This window comes from Bacillus pseudomycoides DSM 12442 (genome assembly GCF_000161455.1).
Classification (GTDB): Bacteria; Bacillota; Bacilli; order Bacillales; family Bacillaceae_G; genus Bacillus_A; species Bacillus_A pseudomycoides.
The window spans coordinates 4,952,817-4,957,450 of the sequence record NZ_CM000745.1; the positions used below are offsets into that span (position 1 = coordinate 4,952,817).

Here is a 4,634-nt window from a genome sequence, read left to right on the forward strand (position 1 = left end):
AAGAAAAGAAAAGAAAAGAAAAAAAGATGCCATTAGGCATCCAACTAAGGCAAGTGAAATATCTCAATAACATAGTGGAACAAGATCATCGGTTTATTAAAAAGCAAGTTCGTTCGATGTTAGGATTGAAAACCTTTCGCACAGCTACATCCATTATTTCTGGAATAGAAGCTATGCATATGGTAAAAAAAAAGGCAACTTGTTTTACTGGACGAGTCTGTCCAAAATCAAGTGAAGTTCATCCATCAACTATTTGGAATTGCTGCTTAAGACTAGATCCCACTAGGAAACTTTTCGCCTCTTTATATCTTTCCTAAGTATTTGCACCAGAACCCTCTTTCTTTTGAATTGTGTGTACAGTTTTTATAAAAAAGTTTGATCATTTTCTGCCCGTGTTTCTATACAATTGCGCCCGTTTATGAAGTCAGGGTTTATTTGATACGCGTACTTTTTAACCTTGTATGTATGAATCATCCCCATGCTCGTCAACTTAAGAAAATAGATAACCCCCAAAACAAAAAACTTGTTCATTCTCGATATAGAAATGTTAATTTTATTGTTTTGGGCTAGTTGCTTTTCTTAAATTGACATTCTTTTCTTTATTCTCTATAAACTATTCATTTTTATTATAGGTTTTATTCACTAACTCTAAGGTGTTTCTTATAAAACCTTGATAAGGCGTTTGAGGTAGCGAATCTATTTTACTAGCTGCTCTCTGCGCATAGATAAGTGCTTCCTCTATTCTTCCTAGTTGTAAAAGACAATTTGCTCTATATGCATCTGCAGTGTAGAGAATACATAATTCAAGTGGGTAAATAGTCGTATTTGGCATCTTAAATTGCTCAAATGTTTCAAGTGCTTCTTTTACATGTCCTTTTCCTAATAATACTTTACCTTTTTCAAGATAATAATAGTCACTTCCGAGGTTCCCCTTTACTAGGGTAGCAAACCTATCTAAGTAATAAAGGGCCTGTTCATAATCCTCTGATGTTTGATTATGATAATGTGCTTGAAGTAACAGTGTAAAAGCTAGAGATTCATCATTTTCACTAAAAACAGCAAACTGTTCTGACTTCTCGATAAAATAAGCATAATCATTTTCATTGTTATGAAGAAGGGCTTGAAACGCTGCAATTCGGAAGATATTATCCATCTTATAAAAGACCATTTTCCTCTTAGATAGTTCAATTAATTGATTAAGCTTACTCTTTCCTGATTTATAGTCACCTATCCCGAAGTGTAAGACCATTTCAATGTAATTCGCTTCTATTTCAACGACCATATCAATCACTGTTGCTTTTTCATGATACTCTTTTCTTATATTTCGTAACATTATCAGTGCATCATGGTAATTACCCTCTTTTGCACGGTATTCTACCATATATACTTTAGCAGCCACGCAGTGGCTATAAAGGGATAACCGCTCATAGATTGCTACTGCTCGTTCTATCAATATCTCTCCACGTTTTTGCTCGGACTTCATAACTACCCTTCCAGAAATCTCTAATATCCTAGCAGATTCAAATGAAATGGGAAACTGTTGGTCCAACATGTCTTGTGTCAAATTAATTATCTGTTCATCATTATTTTTTTCAAACGCTTCCTCTACTTTATTAAATAAGTGCTTTAGCTCATCGGATGTAGAGCTCCCTAATAAATATTGAGGATCGCAGCCCAACTGGTGCGCGATAAATTTCAAACTATCCATCGAAGGGTTCGAATGCCCATTTTCAATCATGCTCAACATCCCTTTTGACATTTTATTACCAGCTAACTCTACAAGTGTCATACCTTTTTCTACTCTTAATTTATTTATTCGTTTTCCTAGCTCATTCATTTTCAACATCCTTTGTAATTCAGTCTACTAGTTCAATTATATTAAACTTTAGATTGAAAAGAAAATCAGTCCATGTTACGATAAGTTCAATTAAATTGAACTTGTTTAATTGGAATTTTCAATGGATAAAAAGAAAAAGGGAGAATTGGATATGAGTGAATTTATTGCGAATGAAACAGGACAAAAATTAGATATAGGTGGTATTGAATTATACTATGAATTGTTAGGGGGAAATAATGAAGGTCCAACCCTAGTTTTTGATGCTGGATATGGAGCCACTTTAGAAAGCTGGAATCCTATTAAAGATGACATTTCAAAGTTCTCAAAAATGTTTATTTATGATAGAGCTGGTATTGGAAAAAGTGAAATGAATGAAAGACCTCGCCATAGTCAGCAAAGTGTCGAAAATCTACGTATATTACTTAATAAAGCAGGTATAAAACCTCCATATGTATTAGTCGGACACTCATTTGGAGGGTTAAATACAAGATTATTTGCAAGCACATATCCAGAGGAAGTAGTAGGAGTCGTTCTCTTAGACTCAACTCACGAGGATCAAAACAGAATATTGCCCTCTTTATTTACAAAAGAAGTTCAGGCGGCTTATTATAATCAATTTACTTTGGAAGGTTCTCTTAATGAAGTGGAAGAAAGCTTAGAACAAATTCGTACTTCTAAATCACTTGGAAACATTCCACTCATTGTTGTAACAGGGGGGCTGCAGCCTTTTCATACAGTGGAGTCTATGGCTACTTGGATGAAATTCCAGGGAGAGCTTGCTAACTTGTCGACTAATAAAAAACATATTGTTGTTGAAGATGCTGGACACGCAATACATATTGATCAACCTCAAGTTGTTGTTGGTGTAATAAGGGATATATTAGATATGGTAAAAAATAAAAATAAAAATAAACACTCCACTCTGTAATAATTTGTTATAACTCAAAATTGGGGTATCGCCACATTACTATCAACCTAAGATGAATTTATACCCATAAGCGTTATTCTTTTTGTAGAAATATACAGAAAGGATGGTTCTGGTGCAAAAAAATCCTTTCATACCACTTGTCTACTTCCCTTATATCTTTTGAGAATATATCTACATCTGTCAGCATATATATTAAATACAATAGATATGTGAAAGGGTGAGAGTATGATTTCATCATATTCAATAAGATACATTTTAATAACGGGTAATACTTTAATAAAAAAAGTAATCACTGTATATGCATCTTCTGCGTTCTTTGCTATTGAAAAAATTAAAAAAGAATTAGAACGTCGCTTTTCTAATCCTACAAAAATTGAAGTCTATGCAGTATAAATATTTAAAACAATTCAAAAGGAAAGGTGAAACCAATATTGGTTTCACCTTTCCTTTTTTGAATTTATTATGTATTAATTACATATTAAAATTCATCTTCACCAATTAAATTCCCCGCATCCTTATCCTTGATTAAACGTTGCTTTAAATAATTTTCTTTTGTCGTTCTATCATCTTTATGACCTACTGCGGCTGCGATAAGATGTGGTGGTAACTCTTTGTAATCGTACAAGTACTGTACATAAAAGTGTCTAAAGAAGTGAGGCGTTATTCTAATATCTTTCGTAAACGGTAGCTCCGTATCCTTAATAATCTTTGTAATGTACTGAGATAAATAATTTTCTCGATATGCTGTATGATTTTTAGTTTGAAAGATGGTACCACCATTTTTATTACCTATATTAATAGGAAGTCGTCGGCGTATACGAAAGGCAACAATACGATGAAAAATCTCTTTATTAATAGAAACAATTCTTTCACCATTACCCTTTGTATCTACAGTCAAGTAATACCGATCACGTATTGAATCAAATTCAAGGTTTTCCCACTTCGCATGAGCAACTTCCGCGACACGTAGCCCCGTTGTCGCAAGAATAGATAATAAAGCATAATTAATCTCGTTATCCTGATAATAACGAAGTAACTGCTTTACTTCTTCATAGGATAAATCCCTCTTTGGTTTATGATGCTTGCCTACTGTGGTACTCAATACTTCTACATGAAGTGGCTCCTGAATATATCCGATTTCATATAGCCATTTTAAATAGGATCGAATTACACCTAGCTTTCTACTTATTGTGGATGGTTTGTATTTCTCCCTGGATTGATAGGAAACTGCCTCTTCTGACAACCACCTTTGATAGTTACGGATATGACGTTTTCGTAGATTCCTCCATACACGACCATCTTCATAATCTTTTACATCTTGCTGCAGATACTCTGTGCTTTGTTTAATAAAAAAATAGAATTGACTTAGATCACGTGCATATAAAACACGTGAATTATCCTTTATCCGTTTTTCCTTATCAAAATGAGTTTGTCGGTTTAAATAGTAGTACAGTATCTCCTCATCAGAAAAACCATCATACGTTTGTTTATCTTCTCGTTCATTGTTTTCTTTTCTTTGCTCCGCTTGTTTTAGAATATCTTCATTCCAAATTGCAATTATATTTGCGAATTCATATTTTTGTTTTCCAATAATTTCTAAAGAACTATCCTTATTTAGTGTCTTCATTTCAAATTTCATCATATATCAACTCCTAAAGGAATTACACTCTATCATTATTATAACCTATATACATGTAAAACTAGTTGTATAAAGAAATTAAACTTTAATTATTTGTTTACTTTTATTCATTCTTGTTTATTCGTTTTTAACTATAGTAAAAATGAATTTAATTATAAATTATATCTCGTTATTAGATATCAATTTAAATAGTTTACTTTTTATTTATGTTATAATAAATTAAAATTACC

The 4,634-nt window shown here is 32.6% G+C and carries 4 protein-coding genes and 1 pseudogene; 3 read left to right on the forward strand and 2 right to left on the reverse strand.

Annotated elements, in window-relative coordinates; genetic code table 11:
• Nucleotides 1–270, forward strand: a pseudogene (locus BPMYX0001_RS29705) (DDE-type integrase/transposase/recombinase); the annotation flags it as partial.
• 343 nt (nucleotides 271–613) lie between these two features.
• Here the strand turns inward: BPMYX0001_RS29705 and BPMYX0001_RS25165 are convergent.
• On the reverse strand, nucleotides 614–1,837 hold the full coding sequence (locus tag BPMYX0001_RS25165) for a helix-turn-helix domain-containing protein (RefSeq protein ID WP_170959261.1): 1,224 nt from the start codon (nucleotides 1,835–1,837) through the stop codon (nucleotides 614–616).
• 121 nt (nucleotides 1,838–1,958) lie between these two features.
• Here BPMYX0001_RS25165 and BPMYX0001_RS25170 point away from each other — a divergent pair, with 121 nt between their 5' ends.
• Together BPMYX0001_RS25170 and BPMYX0001_RS33370 are read left to right on the forward strand one after the other, a co-directional pair.
• Nucleotides 1,959–2,765, forward strand: a complete 807-nt coding sequence (locus BPMYX0001_RS25170) for an alpha/beta fold hydrolase (RefSeq protein ID WP_006096993.1) — start codon at nucleotides 1,959–1,961, stop codon at nucleotides 2,763–2,765.
• Nucleotides 2,766–2,990: 225 nt separating this feature from the next.
• Nucleotides 2,991–3,158, forward strand: a complete 168-nt coding sequence (locus BPMYX0001_RS33370; RefSeq protein WP_006096994.1) for a hypothetical protein — start codon at nucleotides 2,991–2,993, stop codon at nucleotides 3,156–3,158.
• A gap of 85 nt (nucleotides 3,159–3,243) precedes the next feature.
• Here the strand turns inward: BPMYX0001_RS33370 and BPMYX0001_RS25175 are convergent, their stop codons facing one another.
• Nucleotides 3,244–4,404: a tyrosine-type recombinase/integrase gene (locus tag BPMYX0001_RS25175; RefSeq protein WP_033799759.1), complete on the reverse strand. Its 1,161-nt coding sequence runs from the start codon at nucleotides 4,402–4,404 to the stop codon at nucleotides 3,244–3,246.
• Nucleotides 4,405–4,634: the final 230 nt, after the last annotated feature.

What these genes read in the sequence shown, in the direction of transcription:
- BPMYX0001_RS25165 (WP_170959261.1), bottom strand. Translation starts at nt 1,837, where the DNA reads ATGAATGAGCTAGGAAAACGAATAAATAAATTAAGAGTAGAAAAAGGT.
- BPMYX0001_RS25170 (WP_006096993.1), top strand. Translation starts at nt 1,959, where the DNA reads ATGGATAAAAAGAAAAAGGGAGAATTGGATATGAGTGAATTTATTGCG.
- BPMYX0001_RS33370 (WP_006096994.1), top strand. Translation starts at nt 2,991, where the DNA reads ATGATTTCATCATATTCAATAAGATACATTTTAATAACGGGTAATACT.
- BPMYX0001_RS25175 (WP_033799759.1), bottom strand. Translation starts at nt 4,404, where the DNA reads ATGAAATTTGAAATGAAGACACTAAATAAGGATAGTTCTTTAGAAATT.